This is a genomic window from Pontibacter sp. LHS1 (assembly GCF_058932855.1).
The window spans coordinates 142996-161588 of sequence record NZ_JBZYWF010000005.1 but is presented as its reverse complement, the minus strand read 5'-3'; the positions used below and the strand labels follow the sequence as shown (position 1 = coordinate 161588).

The window sequence follows — 18593 nt, the reverse complement described above, 5'->3', positions numbered from 1 at the left end:
ACCTGTACCTGACCAATGTTGAAAACAAACCAGCCCACGCATCTGCATGCAGCATCGCGCACGACCTATCTTGTGCTGTTTGTATTCGCGGGCTTACTGATCACTCTGCTCGTCCTCATCTCCAACACCTTTTTTCAGGCCCGCCAGGTTCAGCTCAGCCATGATGCTTACGTTGTACTGGCGCTTCAGGAGCTTGAACTCATCGATGACCTGCAGACCAATGATGATGCCGTACACCAGGCAGTACTACTGCACCTGACTACAACCAGCCCAGCCGAGAAGGCAAAATACGAGCAGGTTATTCAGGCGACCCAGGCACACAGTGCAAACATCATCACGCAGTTGAAGGCCATGATGCAGGATGAGCAGCGCCTACAGATTCTCCTCAATTTCGAAAAGGAGGCAGCTGCGCACGATACTCTGATCGAGCACTTACTTCAACTCAGCCGCAGTAGTAACACAGAAGAGGCCCTCACCTATAACCGTCTGGTGATCACCCCTGAATACCAACATCATCAAAACTATCTCAAAGATTTAAGTGAAAGTATACGCCTTGCTACCCGCGAGAGTAGCCAGCAGGCATCACAGTCTATCTCATCCTTTGTACAAAGCCACCGGCTCATACTTGCCATCATCATACTCATAAGCCTTGCCGCCGCTCTCCTGCTCCGCAACGTCATTCAGCGGCTCCGCTCTGACAACAAATTGCTCAACGCTGAAATGCAGAAACGACAAGAACTGCAGGAAGCGCTATCCGAGAGCCAGCTGAAGTATAAGATGCTTTTCGACATGAATCCTATCCCTATGTGGGTGTATAATCGGCTCAGTATGCAGTTTCTGGACGTAAACGAGGCCACCCTGCGTGAGTATGGTTACAGCAGAGACGAGTTCCTGGCGCTGAGTATATTCGATATAAGGCCGCAGCATGACGTGCCGCTTCTCAAGTTCAGGCTGGACCAGTTAGACAAGCTGGAGTCGCAGCAAAGCAGAGTGCGCCATAAACGCAGCGATGGCAGTGAGTTAGAGGTCGAGGTAATTTCTCATGCACTGCCACGCATTGGGGAGACTATGCCTCGCCTGGTTGTCGCTATGAACGTGGATGAGCGACTAAAGATGATCGAAAAACTGCAGGTAAGCGAAAAACAGCTGCGTGAGATTAGCTCCAGCATACCGGGTGCTGTTTTTCAGCTGGAGATGAAGAGCCTGTCCCATTACGCCTTTACTTTTGTCAGTGACGGCATCCGTGATCTTTTCCATATAAGCCCTGAAGAAGTGTATGGTAACATTACGGCGCTATACCGAAACATTGAGCCTGATGATGTGCCCCATGTTCTGAATGCCATCACGGATTCTTATCGCAGCCTGTCTCCCCTGGTGGTGATCTTCCGGATCAGGCAGCCGCAGGGCGGCCAATGGAAATGGGTGCAGACCCATGGCCTGCCTACCTGGAAAGAGGCTGGTCATGTGATCTGGAACGGGACCATGATCGATATTACAGACCAGGTCATAGCACAGGAAAAACTGATGGCCAGTGAGGCAAACCTGAGGGCACTGCTCGACAGCTCACCACAGGCGATCTACCTGCTCGATAAATCAATGCGCGTGATGATGTGCAATGCTGTGGCGAAGAAAGACGTGCATAACATGCTCATGACAGAGCTAAAAACAGGAATGAATTTCCTGGATCTGCTTGGCGAAGAAAAAGGAAAACAGTTTCGGGAACAGCATGCACGTGCCATAAAAGGTGAAACAATCCAGTATGAAGATGGCCATGGCGAATTCTGGCATGAAATAGCGCTTCGCCCTGTACTTGGTCCGGATAACCGCGTGCTGGCCGTTGCCCTGAGTGTGCTCAATATTTCGGAGCGCAAAATGGCACTGGAGACGATCAGACGCAACGAGGAGCAGCTGGCCCGGGCCCAGCAACTAGCCAGGCTGGGCAACTGGGAGCTTGACATGGAGCGTGACCAGCTAACCTGGTCTGACAGCGTGTATGACATATTCGGTGTGAGTAAAATGTCCTTTGCGCCCTCACGTATCAACATCATGCACTTTGTGCCAGAGGAGGAACGAGCACAGCTTCTGGCCATCTATCAGGAAGCCGCGGACAACGGCCAGATTTTATCTGTAGAACATACCATTGTACGGCCCGACGGCAGTCAGCGCATGGTATATGAAATAGGTGAACCGGAAAATGATACACAGGGAAGGCTTGTCCGGTTTCATGGTTCAATACAGGATATCACAGACCGTAAGAAGGCCGAACAAGAAGCCCTGAAAGCGAGAGACTTGCTGCAATCTACTCTGGAAAACATTCCGGAAATGATATTCTCAGCTGACACGTCCCTGCATATGCTCTATGTCAGTCCGCAGTGCCGCGAACTGACAGGTTATACAGAAGAAGAGTTTACAGCACAGGCGGATCTGTGGTGCAACAGAATACACCCAGAGGACAGAGTTTACACAGAGCAGCATATTCTGCCTGAGCTCAAAAAGGGCGAGCGCCAGCATTACGAAGTACGCTTCACAACAAAAGCCAAGCAGTGTAAATGGCTGATGCTGCGCATTTCACCCAGAAAGGATGAAAACGGACGCGTCTACCGTCTCGACGGTTCCGCCTCTGACATGACATCCTACAAAGAGGCCCAACAAAAACGGGATGAGTTGACTGACCAGCTGCTGAAACAAAATCAGAACCTGCAGCAGTTCGCTTACATTGTATCGCATAACCTCAGAGCCCCCATCGCGAACATTCTGGGCCTTACCACCATATACAACAAGCACATGCCCGACTCACCTATGAACCCCCGGGTGATTGACAACCTGTTTAAGTCCGCCAGGCTGCTCGACACCACCATACGGGACCTGAACGATCTCCTCACGATCCGGAGTGAACTCAACAATGTGCGGGAAGAGGTTAAGTTTGAAGATGTATATGAAAAGATCTATGATAGCCTCCCAACTGACCTGCTGGGAGAGCATATCAGGCTGGAGCGGGACTTTGAAGAGGCACCCATCGTAATTGGCGTTCGCAGCTATGTGCATAGCATCATGCATAATCTCATCACAAATGCTTTGAAATACCGATCGCCTGATAGAAATTTGCATCTGCGGCTTAAAACTTTCACTATTCCTAACTATATTTGTCTCAGCGTATCAGATAATGGTCTTGGTATCGATCTGAGTAAGGAAAAAGAAAAAGTCTTCGGTTTATACAAGCGATTTCACTCTCACGGAGAAGGACGTGGTTTGGGATTGCATCTTGTTAAAACCCAGGCTGAGCTGCTAGGCGGCAAAGTAGAAGTAGATAGTCAGGTGAATGTCGGCACTACTTTTAACATTTACTTTAGACACACCCTGTAGTAATGAATATATTGAAAAGAGTAGTTTTGATTGATGATGATGAAGTCAACAACTTTGTTTGTGAAAGCATCATCCGAAATGAGAACTTTGCTGAAGACGTGTTCAGCTTTCAAGGAGCTGAAGAAGCACTTGATTTTCTGAAGTCTTCTGTGGAACCTTCGGGAGAGAAATTCCCTGATCTGATCTTCCTGGATATCAACATGCCCGGAATGGACGGCTGGAATTTTATAGAGGAGTATCGCAAACTCCCGGAGTACGCTACCCAGAAGTGTAGCTTATTTATGCTTTCTTCAGCTGTGGACCGCAAAGACATACAGTGTGCCCGCAGCCACAAGGAAGTAAAGGAGTTTTTCTCAAAGCCCCTCTCTCCTGAGATCCTTGAGTTCATCAAAGAAGAATTTTTGATGCGGGTAGAGTAATTTTCCTGCTTCAAAAAGCAAGAGCGCATGCCAAGTCAGTACCGACGCAGCATGCGCTCTTGCTTTTTGGCGACTTTGGCTGCAGTACTTCCTGCTTACTCAGTCTACCCGCTGCAGAATTTTCTCCATCTCTGCGATCTCTTTCTTCTGTGACCGGATGATCTCCTCTGCCAGCTTCTTCAATTCCGGATCATTGATTCTGGCCTCTTCACTGACCAGTATAGCAGAAGAATGGTGCGGGATCATGGAATGGATAAACGCTTTGTCACCGACATAGGACTGGTTGCGCAGCATAATAAATGACCCAACAATGGCCACAATGCTCATGACGGCGATGATAGCGTTCAGCTTCTGGTCTCTGTACATCGAGCGCATTACCCCCAGCATGATCAAAGCCATAGGAGCCACCATCAGGATGGTCATGTATAGCCGGTTAAGGTTGAGGTTGAGGTGAATGTGACCTATTTCGGCTACATTGCTGAACATGACGGCATACATCACCAAGAAGGAAAGCCCAAGCATCAGCATAAACTTTCCGTAATTCCCCTTCTCCATAAGCAATTGAATCAGTTTACATTATCCAGCGGCTTCCGCAATGGAGCTGCGGCTTTCTTATACTCTGATGGCGACATCCCGGTTACCTGCTTAAACTGCGCCGACAGATGCGCCACACTGCTATACCCCAACAAAAAACTGATCTGACTCAGACTCAACTCGTTGTAGGCCAGCAGTTCTTTGGCCCGTTCTACCTTTTGCAGCACTACATAGCGTGCAATTGTGAGCCCTTCTTCGGCCGAAAAGAGTGTGCTCAGGTAGTGATAGTCCCGGCCAAGCTGCTGTGCCAGGTAGTCTGATATGTTAACATTGAGATTTTCCACCTCTCCCGAGCGAATCAATTCGATTATGGCAATTTTGATTTTTTCGACAAGCTCGGCCTTCTTATCCTCTATCAACTCGAAGCCATTCTCGTGCAAGGCTTCCCGCAACTTTTGCAGTTGCTCTGTTGTAGGCTCCTGCTCCAGCTTTACTTCGCCCAGTTGTATGGCTACCGGGTTTAAGTCAAGCTTATCCAGTTCCTGTGTCACCACCTTAAGGCAACGGGGGCATACCATATTGCGGATGTGCAACGTGTGTGGCTGTATCATTTCCTTTGTTTAATTAAGAGCAGGTCACCATAGCACAACAATTTCTTATGCGCGGGTATACCTGCCTACACCTACGCAAATCTAAGAAAACATTTTGCTCTGCCGCATTTACAGGCTTCTGCAAAACAGAACTGCCCTGTGCATACCTGCTTTGAATTATTACGATACACTTCCTGTTGTACCCTTATTCGACCTTCCTATACCTGCTGAGTGGCAGTATAGTGGTTTACAAATAAATAAGCACAAGCCGGAATAATAGACTTACCTTTGTAGCTTGCAATAATCAATCATACATGACATTTAGCGAATTAAATTTAATAGATCCTATCCTGAAGGCACTTCAGGCGGAGGGCTATACGCAACCTACGCCAATACAGGAACAGGCTATTCCACACCTTTTGGCTGGCAGGGACCTGCTTGGCTGCGCTCAGACGGGCACAGGCAAGACAGCTGCTTTCGCCATACCTGTGCTACAGATGCTGCACAACCAAAAAAACAGAGCATCTAACACCATCAAAACGCTTATCCTGACTCCTACACGGGAGCTGGCCATACAGATCAACGAAAGCTTTGCCGCTTACGGCAAAAACACTGGCGTGCGCCATACCGTTATTTTCGGTGGCGTTTCGCAGCATGCGCAGGTACAAACTATAAAGCGCGGCGTAGACGTGCTCATCGCAACGCCGGGCCGTCTGCTCGACCTGATCGGGCAGGGTTTTATCTCGCTTAAGCACGTAGAGTTCTTCGTATTGGACGAGGCGGACCGTATGCTGGACATGGGCTTTATCCATGACATCAAACGCATCATCCCGATGCTGCCTAAGCAGCGCCAGTCACTGTTCTTCTCAGCTACCATGCCGCCTGTTATCCAGGCACTGGCCGATACCATTCTGGTTAATCCTGTGAAAGTGGAGGTGACGCCAGTTTCGTCTACCGCTGAGAAAGTGGGACAAGCCGTGTACTTTGTAGAGAAAAACGACAAGCGCGAACTGCTGCGTCACCTTCTTTCAGAGTCTGAGATCGACCGTGTGCTGGTGTTCACCAGAACCAAGCATGGCGCCGATCGTGTAGCCAAGGACCTCAACAAAGCCAATATCCAGGCGGAGGCCATCCATGGCAACAAGTCACAGAATGCGCGTCAGCGTGCCTTGAGCAACTTTAAGGCAGGCGCTACACGTGTGCTGGTGGCGACGGACATTGCCGCCCGCGGTATAGACGTAGAGGAACTGTCGCATGTGATCAACTTTGAACTGCCGAACGAGCCGGAGACTTATGTGCACCGCATTGGCCGTACGGGCCGTGCCGGTAACGCTGGCGTTGCCCTTTCGTTCTGCGACACAGAGGAGCGAGCCTACCTGCGTGACATCCAGAAGCTGATCAACAAGCAAATCAAAGTGGATGCAGACCATCCTTTCGGTTTGCCAGAGCACTTGTCAGTAAACCTGGAACATGCCAAGAAGCCGAAAGGCCCGGCCGGGAGAGAACCCCGTAACAAAGCAGCTTCTAACAGCGGCAACCGTGATGCAAGTGGTAACAGGCCAACTGGAAACGGCAATGGCCGATCAGGTGGAAGTTCAAACGGCCGATCAGGCAGAAGCGAAGGAAGCAGCCGTGCTACAGCAAGCACAGGCACCAATAGCCGCTCAGCTAGCGGCAACCGCAGAAACTGGCGGGATAAAAAAGGCGGCGGTCAAAGCAGGCCATCCGGAAATCTGGAATACTAGCCTTCTGTAACATATAAAGCCCCGCCTCTTCGTAAAGAGGCGGGGCTTTTTGCTATATGCAGGTATAGCCTATACTTTAAATGCGACTCTGGTCGCTGTCGTTCGGCTCGGTATCATCCTCCCCAAAAGGCTGCTGACGACTGCGGATGCCATTCACGTCATCGTCCATGGCCGTATCGCTGCCCTCATATTCAAAGCCGGGGCCCTGTGCGAATTCCTCAGTGCTATTAGGATTGTTGGCCCCATAGCCAGTCGTTTCGTTTCCTTGTATATGCAGGTTTTCAAGGCTGTCTTTCTGGTCGCCTCGCTCCAATGCTCCCCCATACCCTACGTTGCGCTTCGCTGACGGATCGGGCCTGTTGCCCATCGTCTGTCCTTTGCGGTGCTCGTCGTTTATATTCTTCGGGCTGTTGGGCGTGTTCTGTATATCTTCATCTCTCGTTGCCATAATTCAATTCGTTTGTTTACCTGTGTATACGCTCCGCCAAGAGATCAGTTAGGTATAGCGCAACTTACTTAACATAATTTATCAACCAAACACTATTATATATCTACCGCATCTTTCGGTTATCTTTGAGCGAAATAACGCGAGCGGATGGCACGTATGGCATCCCGATTGCGTTACAGAAGGAACCGGCAGCAAAAAAGCTTATGAAACTATCGAAAATATATGACCCGCGTGAAATGAACTCTTACCAGTTTGTGGCGATGACGGGTCTGGTGATGACCATACTGGCGAACATCATCTTACTGTTTATTGACAAAACAGTGGAGAATTTCAACGCGCTATACCTTTGCTGGTTTGTATTCTTTGGATTAGGCACTATTGCTAACTTCAACAGCAAACCCGACGATCACGATCATCACCACCATCACTAAGATCAGGCATCAGGTATAGCTTACTGCTTCAGGAAATCAAGCAGCGCTTTGTGAAACTGATCAGTTGCCTCGATATGCGGGATATGTCCTACCCCATTCAATTCCAGCAACCGGGCATTCGGTATAGCTCCTGCCGTTTGCTGCCCTAATTGCGGATATTGTCCGTACTGCTTCCGCTCCTCTTCACTTTTGATATAGGCCTTGCCTACCACCGTGCGGTCCTCCAGCCCGATGGCCAGTAGCACCGGCATCTTTAACTCACTGAATTCATAAACCACAGGCTGTTCGTAGATCATGGCATAGGTATGCGCCGCCACCCGTGCCACGAGCGGGTAGTCCGGACTGCTCAACTGTGCCGCAGGTATACGCACCCACTCTTCATAGGCCGGCTTCCAGGAGGTATAGTAGGTTTTGTGGTAGTCCCGAATGCCTGCCTCCGTACGCTTCAGTTCTTCCTGGTATAGCTCATCCAGGCTCTTGTAAGGCACTATGCGCCGGTAGTCTTCCAATCCGATCGGGTTTTCGAGCACTAGCTTGGCGGTTGTTTCCGGATACATGAGCGCAAACCTTGTGGCCAGCATGCCCCCCATGGAGTGCCCAACCAGCACGGCTTCATTGATTTTGAGGTGGTTCAGCAGTTGCCGCGTGTGCTGCGCCAATTGATGGAAACTGTAGTGCACTTCTGCCTTATCTGATTTGCCGAAGCCCAGCTGATCAGGCACGACAACCCGGAAGCCCTGCCCTGCCAGGAAGTTCATTGTCTGTTGCCAATAGGCCCCCAAGAAGTTCTTGCCATGCAGGAGGACCACCGTCTGCGGATTTTTGAAACTGGTGGGCGGCGACACGTCCATATAAGCCATTCTGTACTTCTGCCCCTCCTGCTCTACCTCCAGGTAGTTCACCGGGTAGCGGTAAGCATAATCACTTAGGGTGGCATTGTAGGTACGCTGCGATTGTGCCATTGCCGAAACATGACAAAGCAGCAGGAATATTAAGGGGTATATAAAGTTTTTCATCTGATTCAGGTATAAGTCATGTTCTTTTTACTTACTGTGGGCTGGAAGAGTTATGATGCAAAAAAGCCCGGCACTGCAGGCACCGGGCTCTTCTACTGAACTATGCTACAAATCTAATTTACTGTACTAACACCTTTTTGGTGTGGTAGCGGCCACCCTGGGCCACTTGCAGGAAGTACAAGCCACGGCCAAAGGGTGTCAGGTCTATCTCCCGCTCATATGCTCCTTCCAACTTCTCGACCGTATCCACAAACACCTCCTGGCCTTTGTCATCCATCACCCGCACCACGGTCGTGCCTTTGTTTTTGAGCGCGAACTTAAGTTTGAAGCGTCCGTTGTTCGGATTTGGGTAGAAATTGATCTCTTCTACCTTCAGTTCCTCACGGGACTTCATTTCCACAGGGGCACCTGTGGCTTTCAGTTGCTCCTTGTCGGCCTCCGACACATCCTCTACCTTAGCCCTGTGCACGAGAAAGATAGCCCGGCCAGGCCTGGCAAAATGCAGCCCAACTTCCTCACCCGTCACTTCTTCTTCCCTACCGTCTTCATGGATGCGGTATACTTTCTTATCACCGTCTTTTACAATCACCTTGATATTCAGGTTCTCGTGCAGTTTCATCAGCGAGTCAATACGGACAGGACTAGGCATCGCCTGTACGACAATGCGCTCAATTTCCTTTGGATTTATCTCCTTCAGACGCTCCCCGTCCAACATTCTGATCGTAAAAGCCGAGTCCCGGTGCATTTTAATGAAAGCGTCAGGATGCCCCTTTATCGTCAGATTCTTTCCCTCTCCCCGCAGTACTTCCATTCGCTTCACCATTTCCTTGCTCAGACTATCGGCAGAGAGAGTTAGCACGCGCACTTCTTTCAGAGCACGCCGCATGGCACTATCCCCTTCTATACCTTGTTCCCTGGCCCTGAACATGGCATTTCCCTCTCTGCCCAAGGTATAAGCTCTGACCTTCCCATCCAGCAGGCGCATGTGCGCTGTATCCAGACGCGCAGCTTTCAGGGCTTTGGCGATGGCCTCTTCCGTTTCGGCTGTAAAAGTGGTATCAATCACCACCGTTTTACCATCCACGGTGCGGATCATCTTGATATGCATCTTGTGCTTCTGCTGGCCTGACTCCTGCGCCAATGTGTGGTAAAAGGGCAAGAGTGCCATCAGTAAAGCAAGAGCCAGTCTGAGTAAGGTCTGAAGGTTGACAAAGAGGTTCATAGTGTTGGGGTATAATGGGTTAGCGAATCGTTTCTACAAATGTACGCCAGCACGGGAGCCCTAAGCGTTAAAGCCAGGTTAAAGTCTGTTAAGGAAAAGTTAAAGTGATGGACAAGCCAGTCGAAATACGTAAATTTGTTATGTGAGCAAACTGACTATCATAGGTGTTATCGTGCTGATGAGCATATCGTTACTCGGTATGGTCGGCCTTCAGCTGTATTGGATATCGGATGCCATACAGGTGAAGCAGGAGCAATTTGACCGCAGTGTACACGAGGCGCTGGCCCGCGTAGTTGAAAAGCTGGAGACGCAGGAGGCCGTGTCAGCAGTGGCAAGCGGAATGGCCACGCTTCAGCAGCCTGCACAGGAAACGGTGCCTCTTCATGGAGTTTCACCTCTTACCGAAGTATCTTTTACGAACGCCAGGAAGTCAGAATCTTCTGATCAGCCGCAGGGCAGCAGCGCAGTTGCCTCACAAAGCAAAGCCAAAGGTATAGCGACAGCAGAAGGTATAGCGCCGTCAGAAAAGCAGCAGCCAGACAAGCCTACGCTCTACAGAAGCATTAAAGGGCAGGCCTTTCCCTATGCCGGCAACCGCAGTTTCCGGGTGGAGTTTAGCTCCCTGGACTCAGCGGTTCAACACTTGCTGCCCCCCGGTGTATATATGCCTGCCATGCCACCCATCCCGATGGAGCATATCCGGTACATGGCGGCCCAGGCAGACTCTATGCAAGCCCGCGCCCAGCGCCTGAGCCAGAACAGCACCTTGCGTATACGACGGCTACCAGACAGCACGGTCAGGTATACCCGCCAGGTCAATGGCCGGAGCATTCACTTTTCGGTGGATACCCTGCAGTATATTGCCCTGCACCTGGACAGTCTCCGTCGTAATAATAATCTCACCCAAACGCTATCTCCCGCTGAAATAGCCTCTATCAACGTGCGGAAGGATAGCATTTTCATTTATAGAAAAGGAAACACCGTCCGCGGCGGCAACTTAACAGAGACCATCGTATCGGATCCAACGATCTTCTCGGGCAGTAAGATCACCTTCCGGAGTATTCACAGGCCGGAGGAAAGAAAGCCCATGCAGGATGTTAGTCCCCGAAGTGTTACGCTTCAGGGTAGGGCAAAATCGAGCGCTATACCTGCCAGGGCTGCAAAGTCTGCACAGAACACGGTAGCCCAGCCAGCTGCAGTTGCCAAACCGGATCCGGCCAAAATAGAGGCGAAAAAAGAAAAGCTAAATGATGTAGTGGAGAAAATGGTCGTGGAGTATGTAGCCAAGGACATCCCCCTGGCGCAGCGCATGAACCTGAACGAACTAAAGCCTATGCTACAAAGCGAACTGCGGGACAAAGGCATTGCGCTGGATTTTGGCTACTGGGTGCTTTCCGGTCAGCAGGACACGGTGATGGCCAGTCACCTGCCTGTCAGCGGCATCAACTCTTTTGCCACTTACAAGGCCAGCCTGTTTCCAAACGACATCTTTGACAAATCTGACCACCTTGCTATATATTTTCCTGACAGCCAGGCCTATGCACTCAAGTCACTTTGGATGATGCTGGCTTTCTCGGCGCTCTTCACCCTGATCATGGTCGCCACATTTGGCACCACCATCCACATTATTTTCCGGCAGAAGAAGCTTTCCGACATGAAGAACGACTTCATCAACAACATGACGCACGAGTTCAAGACGCCGATCGCGACCATCTCGCTTGCCGCTGACGCGATATCAAATCCTAAGGTATACGCCCGTCCGGAGAAGGTGCAGTACTACACCGGCATCATCCGGCAGGAAAACAAGCGCATGAATGCACAGGTGGAGAACGTGCTGCAGATAGCCCGGCTCGAAAAGAACGATTACCAGATGAACCTGGCCAGAACTGACCTGCATGCCTTGGTGCTCAAAGCTGTTGAAAGTATACACCTGCAGGTAGCAGAACGTCAGGGAATGATCACTACCGAGCTACATGCCACTGCTCCTGATCTTGAGCTGGACGAGGTGCACTTTTACAATGTCATCTGCAACCTGCTGGACAACGCAAATAAGTACTCGCCGGATTGCCCAGCCATCCGCGTAGAAACCTACAATACAGCTGGTGGCACCCTACTGGCCGTGGAAGACAAAGGCATGGGCATGACACGTGACACGCAGCTGCGGGTATTTGACAAGTTTTATCGGGTGCCGACCGGAAACCTGCACGACGTGAAAGGGTTCGGGCTGGGGCTCAGCTACGTGAAAGCCATCGTAAAAGCCCATAACGGAACCATAAGGCTGCAAAGTGAGCCGGGCAAAGGCAGTCGCTTTGAGGTATTTTTACCAGCCAGTGTCTAAAAGCACCGCGCCATGCAACCAGAGTACCAGGCGCAGCATTTTTAATCTGAAATCTATACCTAAATCCGTCACCTCATGAGCGACAAAGGACTGAACATACTACTTGCCGAAGACGACCCGAACTTCGGGATCGTGCTAAAAGACTACCTGGAGCTGCATGACTACGAGGTGACGCTATGCCCGGACGGCTGCCAGGCCATTACGGCTTTTCGGAAGGGAAACTTCGACCTGTGCATACTCGATGTGATGATGCCAGGCAAAGATGGCTTCACACTGGCCCGCGAAATCAAGAAGCTGCAGCCAGACATGCCGCTGATCTTCCTGACGGCCAAAGCTATGCGGGAGGACATGCTGGAAGGGTTCAAAATCGGTGCAGACGACTATATCACCAAGCCGTTTGACTCCGAAGTGCTGCTTTACAAAATAAAAGCGATCATGCACCGCAAGGGTGGCAACCCGACCATAGAAAAGCAGGAAGTGACAGAGTATAACATCGGGCAGTATCGCTTCCAGTACAAACTGCGCCTGCTGCACTATAACGGCGAAATCCAGAAGCTTTCGCCGAAAGAGGCTGAGCTGTTGCGTCTGCTCTGCCAACACCTGAATGATGTGATGCCGCGGGAGGAGGCCCTGCTGCGCATCTGGCACGAAGACAGCTACTTCACGGGCCGCAGCATGGATGTATACATTGCCAAGCTCCGCAAGTACCTCCGCCACGACCCTGCTGTGGAGATCATCAACATACATGGGCAGGGCTACCGGCTGTGCGCCCACAATGGGGTGATGCTATAAAATGAAACAGGCCGCTACCAAAAGTAGCGGCCTGTGTGTTTCACCAAAACACTTTAACAAACAATATCTTTTTAGAAAGTAAATCCTACAGAGGCTTTGATCACCCGGTTGAAGGTGTCGAAGTTGCGGTTGGCGTCCACCGTGGTCAGACCGTAGTCGTAGCCGGCGCTTAGGTTAAAGCCACTGGCAAAGCGGTAGCCTATACCTCCGGTTGCCGCCACATCTAGTTCACGGAAGCCGCTGTTCATGTCCCACTCCTGGTTCAGGGCATTGAAACCCAACGCTCCGGCCCGTACCTGCACCTTGTTAGACACCAGGTATGAGAACTGCGGACCAGCAAAAATATGGAAGCCGTCACCTATGAATATCTTTGCCAGGATCGGCAGATCAATGTATTCGGCTTTATTCGTCACGGTTACACCGGCATTCAGGAAGTCAAACTGTTCCATCGGAATTTTACCTGTGAGGCGCATGCCTTTTTGAGAGTATAGCAAGCCCGGTTCGATCTCAAAGCCCGGTGCTATAGGTATAGACACCACACCGCCCACATGAAACCCTTCGCGCATCTCGCGGCTCAGGGAGCCATTGGTCATATCCATCAGATCCTGGGCACTGTTGATCGTTTGCCCCTGCCACTCGGCCATGTTCACACCCGCTTTTATACCGATGCGCACGGGCTGTTTTTGCTGCGCATTTGCCTGATTTACCGCCATTCCCAGAACGACGGCCAGTAGTAGAAATATCTTTTTCATCACACCTATCCTTAAATATTAAAAAACAAGAAATAAGCTGCGCAGCTTAATCTCACTGATGTAAGAATCGTGCCAAATTGGAATCTAGGGACTTAAAAAAGTTCATAACAAATAGTAAATAATTAAATATCAGATAATTAAGTATTTAATATTTTTTTTCAGTTACAAAATCAGCTTAAAACGAAGCTCTATTAATAGCGCTGCTTATTTGGCCAGAGGACCACTTGCACCTTACCTTTGCAGCCCCATGGCCCACAGTTGGGCCAGGTATTAAGGTATAGGCAGATGAATGACAAAAGACAGGTGCGGCTGAACAGGCTGGCCGTGCACAGGGTAGGTAATAAGGCAAAGGAAGAAGGTGTGATCGCTTCGAAGGAACTGGTCGATCTGAGGGACGAGCAGCTGACGGATCTGCTAACCAACTACTTTCTGGCACCTTTTAAACAGGAGGAGTTTTTCCGCTTCCATCATACCTCTGACCTGGCCCTGAATGAGATGTTCGCCTATTCAGCCCTGATGTTCACAGAACCACAGAAGTTTCTGGAGTACTCGGTGCATGTGCTCAACCACCTCTACGAACAGTCGGACCATCCCAAAGTAAAGAGCGGTGAGCTATATGTGGTGCATTTGTCGGGCTGCGTGATGGAAGACGACATCGTAGACGCGATCGGTATTTTCAAGTCGGAGAACAAAGACACTTTCCTGACCTTTCAGGAAGAAGATGATGACCTGAGCATGAATTACCACTTCGGTGTGAACATCAAGAGCGTGGACAAAGGCTGCCTGATCTTTAACACCGAGGCCGAGGACGGTTTCCGGGTGAAGATCGTGGACGCCAACAGCACCGACGCCGTGTTCTGGAAAGAGGACTTCCTGCACGTTACCGAACTTAAGGATACCAACTTCAACACCAAAACGGCGCTCAACCTATGTAAGGATTTCTCAGAAGAGGTATTTGCCCAGACCGACAGCAAAAAAGCGCAGGTGGACTTCATCAGCCGCTCCGTGGACTACTTCTCCAAGAGCGAGACCTTTGACCTGGAGGAGTTCACGAGCAGCGTGATCGACGAACCGGAAACGGCGGAGCGCTTCAAGAACTACACGCAGACTTTTGCCGAGGAGCGCGACATCGAGGGCTTTACCGATTTTGCCATCAACAAAAACACGGTGAAGAACATGAAACGCAAGTTCCGCAACTTCATCAAGCTCGACACCCAGATCGAGATCAAGTTCAGCGGCTACAACCCGGAGCAGAGTGAGCAGTATGTGGAGCGAGGTTTCGACCAGGAGCGCGGTATGCATTTCTACAAAGTATACTTCCACTCCGAGTCATAGCGTTATCTGCCAGGCAAGCAGGTATAGAAACTATACCTGCGTTGGACCTGTTGCAGAGGAGCCTGCACCAAAATACCGGAACAGTATTTGATATAGAAAAAGCACCTATGATAAGCTTTAAAAGAGATATGAAAAAATCAGTTCTTGCTACCTTACTTTTTGCCTTTGCCGCGACCGCCGTGTTTGCACAGGGCCCCGCTCAAAAGGCTGGCACAACCCAAAGTGCGCCTAAAACAGTGGAACAGCGTGCCGATGAGATAACGGCCGGTATGGTAAAGAACCTGCGTCTTAGTCCAAAACAAGCCGCCCAGCTGAAAGATGTAAATCGCAGCAGCATGAGGTTTGCGGAAGAAGCACGCAGAAAGCACCGCGATAATCCCCCCAAACTGGCGCAGCAGATGGACATCATCAGCCAGACCAGGCTTTCGCAGATCAAAGACATCCTCACAGAGCAGCAGTTTGCCCAGTACCAGTCACGCCGCGAAGAGAAAATGGGTGTGCCGCGCGAGGCCAGAAGCAACCCCAGCCAAGGTCAGGGGCAGCAGTACGACAACAACTACTAGTTTGTATAGAGCAAAACAGAAAAGCATGGCAGCCGCCATGCTTTTCTGTTTTCAGCCCACCTGCCTGTTTTCAGGCGGGCTAGTTTGTTCCTCCAGTTCCATATCGGCAGGTATAGTCGTGGCCACTTGAAGGGCGGGCGCCACCTCAGGAGCAACTGCCTGTTGTGCTGCCAGTGCCTCCCGCTCCCGCTGATAAGCCGTCACGACAGCTCCCGGTGGCTTAAACAGAATATCCCAGGCTTCTCTGAACGACCGGGCATGCAGCAGATCTTTCCAGATATCCACCCATTCATGAAACACCAGGTAAATTGGGTTGTATGAATTGACAGGTTTGGTTAGCCCGTAAATGGGGCGCTCCTCTTCTTCCTGAAAAGTGCCGAAAAGGCGGTCCCAGAAAATGAAGGTGGAGCCGTAGTTCTTGTCGATGTACTTGGGATTGGAGCCGTGGTGCACCCGGTGGTGCGAGGGCGTCACGAAGATGTACTCAATAGGCGCAGGCAGCTTGCGGACCAGCTCGGTATGCACCCAGAACTGATAGAGCACAGCTAACTGGTGGCACACAAAGAAGGTTAATGGATCAAAGCCCATGAAAGGCACGGGCAGGAAAAACAGGAATTTGATGTGTTGGGTCCAGCTGGTGCGGAAGGAGACCGAGAAGTTCATTTTCTCAGACGAGTGGTGTGTGACATGCGTTGCCCACCAAAAGCGTTGCTCATGCGAAATGCGGTGCGCCCAGTAACGGCACAGGTCCACCAGCACAAAAGCCAATGCAAACCCCCACCAGGACCGCGGTATGGCCCAAGGCACCGCATTGTAGATGACAAGCGATATGTAAAAGAGAGTGACCTTGAGCATAGCCCCCAGTATAACGCTGCCCAACCCAATGGAAACAGCGGCCATGAAATCACGCTTGTCATAGTAATTCTTCTTCTTCCTGACACCCACATACCATTCGATCAGCACAGAGGCCACGATAATAGGCGCCGCCAAATGCATGATTGTAAAGTTATCCAGCTCTGCGATTTGGTCCATAATAAAGATTTCCTTCTCCATAAGCTATCCATTTGTGCAGGGGTATAGCTTAATGTAACGACCGCTGCCGGAAAGGGTTAGTCCCTTCAGCAGGCCTTACTATACAAACGCCGGCATAACACTGGTCTGCCTTTCGTTAGATAAAGGGGGATCAACAAAAAAAATTGATTTTGTGAATTAGGCTGCGTAATCTTGCTCCAATCAAGTACATACCATGAATATCCGAAAGAAAGTAAAATTCACCCTACCTGCCGGCATCAACCGCTATGCCGCCATCGACCTGTTTGTCAAAGCTGCTGAGAAGGAGAACTGGAGCGAACAGGAGATTCAGTTTGTGATAGACGAAGTAGTAGAGGCCGAGGATGATGCCAGGGGCCTGGAGGCGCTGCGCTACTACCTGGCTTAAAAGAAAAGCCGTGCCGACGCAATCACTGCACCGGCACGGCCTGCATTATTTTACGCTATGTTGCTTAAGCTTCGTTTTGCTCCAAAGGCTCGAGCTGGAGCTCAGACTGGTGCTGCTGCAGTACCCCGATGATAAAGTCGATATGCTCCTTTAAGTCCACGCCAAAAAGCTCAGCCCCCATACGCACTTCTTCGCGGTCAACGGAAGCGGCAAATCCGCTGGTCTTCAGTTTCTTCATTACTGACCTCGCTCCCAGTCCTTCGAGCCGCTGTGGTCGCACCTGCGCACAGGCTACAATAAAACCTGTTATCTCGTCGCAGGCGATAAGGGCTTTGTCGAGGGTGGTTTCGTAAGGCACCCCCCAGTGTGTATAGTGCGCCGATATGGCATGTGCAATGCGCTCCTCCCCTTTCTCGCGCAACTGATTTACGATCACATTCGGGTGCTGCTCCGGGTAGGCTTGGTAGTCGGCATCGTGCAGGAGGCCGGCGATAGCCCATTCTTCAGCATTCTCCCCTAACTTATTTGCATAGGCTTCCATTACCAGCTCTACGGTGCGGGCATGGCGCAACAGGCTTTCGCTGGTAGTCATCTGCTCCAGTATGGCGCGTGCTTCGTCTCTTGTCATATCGTTTAAGCTTGATGAAGCTCCAATATAAGCAAAATCACCAAACAAGCCTGCTACCAGAATCGAACAGCTCACCTGAAAAGCTTAGCGATTCATAGCGAAGCCAAAATCGCTTGGCTGGAAGTTATACTCCACTTCCGGAAATTCAGCTTTGGCAATTTTAACGTTTTCCCACTTGCCATAGATCTTGTCTTTGCGGCCTACCAATATGTCGATACGATTTGTGAAGCGTCGGTTCATGGTGTCCCGCACGATGTACTGCCCGTCCAGTTCATCTGAAATGCCGCGTACCCACACCGTATCACCATACTGTATATCGCCGCCCCAACGCGACAGCATATCACGTGAAAGAGCAATCCAGCGGTGTTTTTTAGGGTTTTTGGGGTTGATGCGGGAGCCGTCGGCAGTGACAAGGGGATTTCCGTCAGTCTGGCCTCTTTCGGGGTAGTAAACAGTGGCCGTTACGGTGAAAGTTTCTGGGTACTCGGGGTATTCTTGTATTTTTTCTATAAGTCGTGGAGTTAAAAAATCTGGGTCTTTGTGTTCGCTCGGAGGGTTTGAATCCTCAGGTTCCAGAAAAGCCATTTCTTCGAAAAAAGTTACAAAAATGGAAACTACTACTGCGAGTATTTTGACCCTAAACATATGCGATCCATTTCGTGAAACATCATTTCAATTACAATAACCCGCTTAAACGGCAGGCTTAGAAATTAAGTTTTATGAGATGGATGAATTTAGGACAGTAGTATAGTGAAAGTTTATAATACAAAAAGTAGAGTATGATGCCAGTTTATTCTAAAATCAATGTTTTCAGCCAAGAGGAGAGATAAAATAAAAACTTAAAATTTTCACCAAATATTTATAGTAGAAATTAAAATCATTCCATTGGAGCATCATCTTGAGCGATGATTTTCAGCGGAGATTAAGCTGCAGAATTGTAATTTATAAAGCCTTTAAAAAATCCCCTATTCAATACCAA

General features: G+C 50.1%; 18 protein-coding genes. 9 read left to right on the top strand and 9 right to left on the bottom strand.

Annotation, left to right across the window (positions count from 1 at the left end; all coding sequences use genetic code 11):
- Positions 1-15: 15 nt before the first annotated feature.
- Both AC5FXQ_RS11980 and AC5FXQ_RS11975 read left to right on the top strand, forming a co-directional pair.
- A complete protein-coding gene (locus AC5FXQ_RS11980) occupies positions 16-3363 on the top strand; it encodes a PAS domain S-box protein (protein ID WP_493602661.1) in 3348 nt (1115 codons plus the stop codon).
- A 2-nt stretch (positions 3364-3365) separates the two neighbouring features.
- Positions 3366-3782, top strand: a complete 417-nt coding sequence (locus AC5FXQ_RS11975; protein ID WP_040574064.1) for a response regulator — start codon at positions 3366-3368, stop codon at positions 3780-3782.
- A 99-nt stretch (positions 3783-3881) separates the two neighbouring features.
- On the opposite strand, the gene AC5FXQ_RS11970 is transcribed toward AC5FXQ_RS11975, so the two are convergent.
- Positions 3882-4337 (bottom strand): DUF305 domain-containing protein, encoded by a 456-nt coding sequence (locus AC5FXQ_RS11970; protein WP_493602660.1) that lies wholly within the window; start codon positions 4335-4337, stop codon positions 3882-3884.
- Positions 4338-4348: 11 nt separating this feature from the next.
- Entirely contained in the window at positions 4349-4927 is a 579-nt protein-coding gene (locus tag AC5FXQ_RS11965; protein WP_493602659.1) for a helix-turn-helix domain-containing protein, read from the bottom strand.
- A gap of 293 nt (positions 4928-5220) precedes the next feature.
- Between AC5FXQ_RS11965 and AC5FXQ_RS11960 the strand changes: the two genes are divergently transcribed.
- On the top strand, positions 5221-6651 hold the full coding sequence (locus AC5FXQ_RS11960) for a DEAD/DEAH box helicase (protein WP_493602658.1): 1431 nt from the start codon (positions 5221-5223) through the stop codon (positions 6649-6651).
- A 76-nt stretch (positions 6652-6727) separates the two neighbouring features.
- On the opposite strand, the gene AC5FXQ_RS11955 is transcribed toward AC5FXQ_RS11960, so the two are convergent.
- A complete protein-coding gene (locus tag AC5FXQ_RS11955) occupies positions 6728-7099 on the bottom strand; it encodes a hypothetical protein (RefSeq protein ID WP_493602657.1) in 372 nt (123 codons plus the stop codon).
- Between the two features lie 203 nt (positions 7100-7302).
- Here AC5FXQ_RS11955 and AC5FXQ_RS11950 point away from each other — a divergent pair, with 203 nt between their 5' ends.
- Positions 7303-7530, top strand: a complete 228-nt coding sequence (locus AC5FXQ_RS11950; RefSeq protein ID WP_196115716.1) for a hypothetical protein — start codon at positions 7303-7305, stop codon at positions 7528-7530.
- A 20-nt stretch (positions 7531-7550) separates the two neighbouring features.
- Here AC5FXQ_RS11950 and AC5FXQ_RS11945 read toward each other — a convergent pair whose 3' ends face one another.
- Both AC5FXQ_RS11945 and AC5FXQ_RS11940 read right to left on the bottom strand, forming a co-directional pair.
- On the bottom strand, positions 7551-8546 hold the full coding sequence (locus AC5FXQ_RS11945) for an alpha/beta fold hydrolase (RefSeq protein WP_493602656.1): 996 nt from the start codon (positions 8544-8546) through the stop codon (positions 7551-7553).
- 118 nt (positions 8547-8664) lie between these two features.
- On the bottom strand, positions 8665-9768 hold the full coding sequence (locus AC5FXQ_RS11940) for a T9SS type A sorting domain-containing protein (RefSeq protein ID WP_493602655.1): 1104 nt from the start codon (positions 9766-9768) through the stop codon (positions 8665-8667).
- 142 nt (positions 9769-9910) lie between these two features.
- Here AC5FXQ_RS11940 and AC5FXQ_RS11935 point away from each other — a divergent pair, with 142 nt between their 5' ends.
- Both AC5FXQ_RS11935 and AC5FXQ_RS11930 read left to right on the top strand, forming a co-directional pair.
- Complete coding sequence (locus AC5FXQ_RS11935) at positions 9911-12106, top strand: sensor histidine kinase (RefSeq protein ID WP_493602654.1); 2196 nt, start codon at positions 9911-9913, stop codon at positions 12104-12106.
- 75 nt (positions 12107-12181) lie between these two features.
- Positions 12182-12898 carry a response regulator transcription factor gene (locus tag AC5FXQ_RS11930; protein ID WP_493602653.1) on the top strand — a complete coding sequence of 239 codons (717 nt, stop codon included), beginning with the start codon at positions 12182-12184 and terminating at the stop codon, positions 12896-12898.
- Between the two features lie 71 nt (positions 12899-12969).
- Here the strand turns inward: AC5FXQ_RS11930 and AC5FXQ_RS11925 are convergent, their stop codons facing one another.
- On the bottom strand, positions 12970-13650 hold the full coding sequence (locus AC5FXQ_RS11925; RefSeq protein ID WP_493602652.1) for a porin family protein: 681 nt from the start codon (positions 13648-13650) through the stop codon (positions 12970-12972).
- Between the two features lie 285 nt (positions 13651-13935).
- Here AC5FXQ_RS11925 and AC5FXQ_RS11920 point away from each other — a divergent pair, with 285 nt between their 5' ends.
- Positions 13936-14985 carry a nucleoid-associated protein gene (locus AC5FXQ_RS11920; RefSeq protein ID WP_493602651.1) on the top strand — a complete coding sequence of 350 codons (1050 nt, stop codon included), beginning with the start codon at positions 13936-13938 and terminating at the stop codon, positions 14983-14985.
- Between the two features lie 128 nt (positions 14986-15113).
- A complete protein-coding gene (locus AC5FXQ_RS11915) occupies positions 15114-15548 on the top strand; it encodes a DUF4890 domain-containing protein (protein WP_493602650.1) in 435 nt (144 codons plus the stop codon).
- 51 nt (positions 15549-15599) lie between these two features.
- Here AC5FXQ_RS11915 and AC5FXQ_RS11910 read toward each other — a convergent pair whose 3' ends face one another.
- Positions 15600-16601, bottom strand: coding sequence for a sterol desaturase family protein (locus tag AC5FXQ_RS11910; RefSeq protein ID WP_493602649.1), 1002 nt, complete (start codon positions 16599-16601; stop codon positions 15600-15602).
- Positions 16602-16794: 193 nt separating this feature from the next.
- Here AC5FXQ_RS11910 and AC5FXQ_RS11905 point away from each other — a divergent pair, with 193 nt between their 5' ends.
- Positions 16795-16986: a hypothetical protein gene (locus AC5FXQ_RS11905; protein ID WP_493602648.1), complete on the top strand. Its 192-nt coding sequence runs from the start codon at positions 16795-16797 to the stop codon at positions 16984-16986.
- 64 nt (positions 16987-17050) lie between these two features.
- Here the strand turns inward: AC5FXQ_RS11905 and AC5FXQ_RS11900 are convergent, their stop codons facing one another.
- Together AC5FXQ_RS11900 and AC5FXQ_RS11895 are read right to left on the bottom strand one after the other, a co-directional pair.
- The gene (locus AC5FXQ_RS11900) at positions 17051-17614 is read right to left on the bottom strand and encodes an HD domain-containing protein (RefSeq protein ID WP_493602647.1); all 564 of its coding nucleotides are present in this window, start codon (positions 17612-17614) and stop codon (positions 17051-17053) included.
- Between the two features lie 84 nt (positions 17615-17698).
- Positions 17699-18199: a hypothetical protein gene (locus AC5FXQ_RS11895; RefSeq protein WP_493602646.1), complete on the bottom strand. Its 501-nt coding sequence runs from the start codon at positions 18197-18199 to the stop codon at positions 17699-17701.
- Positions 18200-18593 lie beyond the last annotated feature (394 nt).